A 4592-nucleotide genomic window follows, 5' to 3' on the forward strand; every position below is an offset into this window, starting at 1 on the left:
CAGCCACGATCCGAAGGGAACTCACTGATGGCGTCCGTGCCCGACAACACCAGATCCCACAGCTCATCCGGCGACTCGACACCGCCGGGATACCGACAGGCCATACCCACGATCGCGATCGGCTCGTCGGTGAGCACCCGGCGCGGGGTGCGCGCCGTCCCGCCTGCGGCGTCGGGGGTTTCCCCGACCAGCGACTTGATGAACGTCGCCACGGCCCGGGTGGTGGGATAGTCGAAGACGAGGGTGGAGGGCAGCCGCAAACCGGTGGTTTTGGCGAGCCGATTACGGAACTCGACAGCGCCCAGCGAATCGAAACCCATGTCGCTGAACGGCTTCTCGACATCGACCAGCTCTCCGGAGACATGACCCAACACCGCGGCAACTTGACTCCGCACGAAATCGAGCACGATCGCGTCGTGCTTATCCGGCGACACCGAAGCCAACCGCCGCGCCAGATCCCCACCACCACGGTCGGCACGACGCACGGACGGCACCAACGACTGCATCAAACCCGGCAACAGACCCGCACGCGCCTGAACCGACAACGATGCCATGTCGAAGTCGACCGCGGCGACGAACGGGACATCCGCGCCACCCACCAGATCGAACAACGCGAGCCCCTCGTCTTCGGCCAACGAGCGGAAGCCCATGCGCGACAGCCGCTCTACCGCGGCCGTACCCAGTTCGGCGGTCATCCCGCCGTCCTGGCTCCACGGACCCCACGCCACCGACACAGCCGGCAGACCCGCGTGGACACGACGACGCGCCAGCGCATCCAACACCGAGTTCGCCGCCGCATAGTTACCCTGACCCGCCGAACCCAGAATCGCCGCAACCGAAGAAAACAGGACGAACGCCGACAACTCACGATCCAAAGTCAGCTCATGCAAGTTCAACGCCGCATCAACCTTCGGCGCGAGCACCCCGTCGACCTGCTCCGGCGTAAGCGTCTCCACAGTGCCATCAGCCAACACCCCCGCCGCATGAATGACAGCCGTCAACGCGGGACCATCGGAAATATCATCGAGCATCGCCTTCACCGCGGCGCGATCGCTCACATCACAAGCCATCACCCGCGTCCGAGCCCCGAGCTCGCTCAACTCGGCCACGAGCTCAGCGACACCCTCGGCCCGCTCACCGCGCCGCGACACCAACACCAGATCACGCACTCCACGCGTCCCGGCCAGATGCCGCGCCACCAACGCACCCAACCCGCCGGTACCACCGGCAATCAACACCGCACCCGAACCGAACTCGATGCTCGACCCGCCCTCAGGTATGTCCCGACGGGTCAGCCGCGGCGCCAGCAGCACGCCCGAGCGCACCGCCAACTGCGCCTCGTCGGCGGCCACGGCCGACGAGATCAGTTCCGGGGTCACCTCACCGTCGCCGTCCAACAAGACAATCCGACCGGCATGCTCCGATTGCGCGCTGCGCAGCAGACCCCAGGTGGCCGCCGCGGCCAGATCGGGATCCTCCCCCGACAAACCCGCGCCATTACGCGTCACCACGACCAGGCGCGCGTCAGCCGCCGCGGCGGGAAGGCGCAACCACGACCGCACCGTCGCCAGCGCCGTGTGCACGCGCCGACGCACGGTGTCCGCCGACATCGATCTGTCGTCGGCGGACACCGAGTCGGCGTCGTCATGGGCGAACCACACCACTACATCCGGACCGTTGTCCCCGACAGCCTCGACCAGCGCGGCCATGTCCGGGTAGCTCTCCTCGAACCCGGACGCCGACGTCGAGCCGACAACGGCGGTCCGCCGGGTGCCGGCATCGACCGTCGAACGGGATTGGACGGCGCTCCACTGGATGTCGTAGAGCCCGTGGCGACCGACAGATCGACCATCGTGCAATGCCTGGCTGTTCACCGGACGCGCCCGCAGTGAATCGACGGTCAACACGAGGCCGCCCGCTTCGTCGCCGAGCTCGAGCCGTACACTGTCGGCTCCGCTTCGCCGGATTCGCGCCTGCACGGCCGTCGCTCCCGGGCGGTACAACCGCACGCCGTTGAACGAGAACGGCAGCGGCGCCTGATCGGCCTGCAGGTCGGCGGCCAACTCCTCCACCGCGGCATGCAGCGTAGAGTCCAGCAGCGCGGGATGGATACCGAACTGGGAGGCGTCCGCACTGACCTCGACGGGCAACCGCACATCGGCCAGGACGTCGACACCGTCACGCCAGACACGACTCACACCTTGGAACGCGGGTCCGTAACCGAGTCCGCGCGCAGCCAACCGGTCGTAGATCATGTCGCCAGGCGTCGCGTCGTCCGGGCCGGGGTCGCTGTCGTACGCCGGAGCATCGATCGCCGCGCCGGGAGCGAGAATGCCGCGCGCGTGCGTGATTCCGCTTGCGTCCGCGGACGGTTGGTCGACTGTCCTGGACGCCACGACGAACCGCCTGCGCCCGTCGCCATCGGGGGCTTCGACACTGATCTGGACGTCGATCTCAGTGTGGTCGTCCAACCGCAGCGGCGCTTCCAGAACCAGCTCGTCGATGATGTCGACACCTAATCGAGCACCGACCGCCAAGGCCAGCTCCACAAAACCGGTCCCCGGCAGCAGTACCGCGCCGAAAACCGTGTGATCGGCGATCCAGGTCTGCGACACCGTCGAAATTCGGCCGGTGAACAGCCACTCGTCTTTACCGGCTATGGCGACCGCCGCACCCAGCACGGGGTGATCGACCGGCATCAGACCGGCACGACCCACGTCGCCGAGGCCGTGGCTGGGGGACAACCAATGCCGCTGACGTTGGAACGCATAGGTCGGCAAGGTAACCCGACGCGTCGACCGGCCTGTGTACAAGCAGCGCCAATCTATCGCGAGTCCCGCAGTGTTAGCGGCAGCCAGGAATGTGGTGAACTGCGTGGCCTCGTCCGCGCCGCGCCGACCGGCGGAGGCCACCACGGACCGCGTCTCGACATCGGGTTCCTCGGCCAGGCACTGGCGTGTCATCGCCGCCAGGATGGCGTCCGGGCCCACCTCCAGGAACCGCCTGACCCCGGCCGCGGTCAGTGCCCGTACGCCTGGAGCGAACCGCACGGCCGCCCGTACCTGACGTACCCAATACGCCGGATCGGTCAGCTCGTCACCGGCCACGACTCCCGAGACGTTCGACACGATCGGGACGGTGGGTCGGTGATAGGTCAATCCTTCGGCCACCCCCCGGAACTCATCGAGCATCGGTTCCATCCGCGCCGAATGGAAGGCATGACTGACCCGCAACCGGTTCGTTTTGCGCCCCTGATCGCCGAGCAGCCGCTCGATCTCCTCGACTGCGTCGGCGTCGCCGGACAGCACCACCGACGACGGACCGTTCACCGCGGCCACCGACAGCCTGTCGGAGTACTCGGCCGCCATGGCGACCGCCTCGCCTTCGGATACGGCTGCCGCCAGCATCGCACCGCCGTGGGGCAGCGCGCCCATCAACCGCCCGCGCGCCGCCACCAGCGCGCACGCGTCCGGCAGCGACCAGACTCCAGCGACATACGCCGCAACCAGCTCACCGATGGAGTGGCCGAGCAGCATATCCGCGGTCAGGCCGAAGGATTCGACGAGCCGGTACAATGCCACCTCGAACGCGAACAACGCGGGCTGGGTGAACTCCGTCCGATCCAACAGCGCCGTGTCGTCCTCGGCGAACATCAGATCCTTCAACGACAGCGCTGAGTTCCCTGAGATGTGGCGGTCGGGTGCCGGGTGGGCTTGCCCGAGCAGCGGATCGAACGCAGCGCACACTTCATCCAGCGCCGCCGCGAATATCGGAAACGCTCGGTACAGCTCCGCGCCCATTCCGACACGCTGCGCGCCCTGACCGGTGAACAGAAACGCCGTGCGCCCCGAGCCGACGATGCCGCGAACCACGCCGGGGCCGGGAGCGGACGCATCATCGGCAAGGGCCGCCAAACCCGCCAACAGCTCCTTCCGGTCGCGCCCGACGACGGCTCCGCGCCAATCCAACTGGGCACGTGACGTCGCCAGGGAGTGCGCGATATCCCACACGTCCGCGTCGGAATCCTCGACCACCCACTGCCGCAGTCGATCCGCCTGCGCCCGCAAACCCGACTCGGAACTCGCCGATACCAGCCACGGCACGGCATCCGACGCAACGCTCGGCTCCGCCGACGCCGTCTGCTCCGAATCGACCCCCGAGGCCTCGGTTTCCCCGACGACCGGATCGGCGGGCGCCTCCTCGAGAATGACGTGGGCGTTGGTGCCGCTGGCCCCGAAGGACGACACGCCCGCGCGCCTGATCCGTTCTCCCACAGGCCATGGCTCGCTCTCCTGGAGAAGCTTCACCGTACCCGCAGACCAATCCACATGCGGCGTCGGCGCATCCACGTGCAGCGTCTTCGGCAATACACCGTGCCGCATAGCCTGGACCATTTTGATCAGGCCCCCGACACCCGCCGCAGCCGAAGTGTGACCGACATTGGACTTGAGCGATCCCAGGCGCAGCGGCCCGCTTTCCCGCCGTGCACCATAGACATTGATCAACGCCCGTGCCTCGATCGGATCCCCGAGCATCGTGCCCGTGCCGTGCGCCTCCACCGCGTCGACATCCGACGGATCCAGACCGGCATT

General features: G+C 67.6%; 1 protein-coding gene. It reads right to left on the reverse strand.

Annotated elements, in window-relative coordinates:
* Positions 1-4592, reverse strand: a 4592-nt coding sequence (locus tag AB0H00_RS31755) for a type I polyketide synthase (RefSeq protein ID WP_357273592.1), incomplete at both ends; no start/stop codon positions are given.

Origin of the sequence: Nocardia sp. NPDC023852 (genome assembly GCF_040639505.1) — a bacterium.
Taxonomy (GTDB): Bacteria; Actinomycetota; Actinomycetes; order Mycobacteriales; family Mycobacteriaceae; genus Nocardia.